This is a genomic window from Acidaminococcus fermentans, assembly GCF_009696675.1.
Classification (GTDB): Bacteria; Bacillota; Negativicutes; order Acidaminococcales; family Acidaminococcaceae; genus Acidaminococcus.
Window position 1 is genome coordinate 1 of the sequence record NZ_VULN01000034.1, and the last position, 1,002, is coordinate 1,002.

The following is a 1,002-nucleotide window of genomic DNA, read 5'->3' on the forward strand; positions in this document are numbered from 1 at the left end:
AGCCTATACAGCGCATCCTTCAGCTGAAGGGATGGCAGGTGCGCAAGCGGCCTCAAGGCTGTCGGCCTCGGGCCAGGAGCCTACCGTCCATCGCCTCAAGGCCGGATGAGCGTTGGGCGACCGACCTGACGTACGTGTGTAAGCGTTCATTCCACGACGTTCTGCCACCCCGCTAAAATTCGCCCTAAAGTAACCTCACAGTTTCCAAGCGAGGTTACCCCCATGAGAAAGCACCGCACACCCGAACAGTGGCAGGCCCTGGTCAATCAGCAGCGAGACAGTGGTCTGTCAGCTTCGAAGTTCTGCAAACAAGGGAACATTGGTTACGCCAGTTTCTGCAATTGGCGCAAGCGTCTGTCCGATCCGTCGACCAATGATTCGACTGGATCCGGTGAAGCCGGTTTTCTGGATCTCTCGTCGTTGATGGGCAACTCCCCATCCTCCGGCCCAGGCTGGCACATTGTGCTCAGCCTGGGCAACGGCGTTGAACTCCGGCTGAGCCAGCACGGATGATCGGACTCGATAGCCAGGCCCGCATCTGGCTGTGCACCGAGCCCACCGACATGCGCAAATCGTTCCGGGGCCTGAGTGCCCTGGTTCGGAATCAGTTGAAGCACGACCCGCTCAGCGGCCAGTATTTCGTCTTCGTTAATCGGCGCAAGACTCAGATGAAGATGCTGTATTTTACGACCACCGGTTACTGCCTGTGGGCCAAGCGCCTGGAACAAGGGCAGTTCCGGGTGCCGTTATCCGCCTCCGGTCAGCGAGCCCTGACCCTGACGGATCTGCAACTGCTGATCGACGGCATCGAGGTGCAGAAATACCGCCAGTTCAAGCGTTTTCGAGGGGTATAGAAGACGGACTTCCGGTATAATGTCGGCCATGAATTCAACGGCTTCCACTACCTCTTCCAACACGCCTTCTTACTCGGCCCTGGCCGAGGAGAATGCATTGCTGCGTGAACAACTTCAGGTCATGCAGCGGCAGTTGGACTGGTTCAAG

2 protein-coding genes are annotated in these 1,002 nt (G+C 57.9%); both read left to right on the forward strand.

Going from position 1 to position 1,002, the window contains the following annotated elements:
* Window positions 1-222 precede the first annotated feature (222 nt).
* On the forward strand, window positions 223-513 hold the full coding sequence (gene tnpA, locus FX155_RS11380; RefSeq protein ID WP_154488813.1) for an IS66 family insertion sequence element accessory protein TnpA: 291 nt from the start codon (window positions 223-225) through the stop codon (window positions 511-513).
* The gene (tnpB, locus tag FX155_RS11385; RefSeq protein ID WP_004578760.1) at window positions 510-854 is read left to right on the forward strand and encodes an IS66 family insertion sequence element accessory protein TnpB; all 345 of its coding nucleotides are present in this window, start codon (window positions 510-512) and stop codon (window positions 852-854) included. The genes tnpA and tnpB overlap by 4 nt, the downstream gene beginning before the upstream one ends.
* Window positions 855-1,002: the final 148 nt, after the last annotated feature.

Excerpts from the sequence above, each read along its gene's own strand:
- tnpB (WP_004578760.1), top strand. The coding sequence starts at position 510 with ATGATCGGACTCGATAGCCAGGCCCGCATCTGGCTGTGCACCGAGCCC.
- tnpA (WP_154488813.1), top strand. The coding sequence starts at position 223 with ATGAGAAAGCACCGCACACCCGAACAGTGGCAGGCCCTGGTCAATCAG.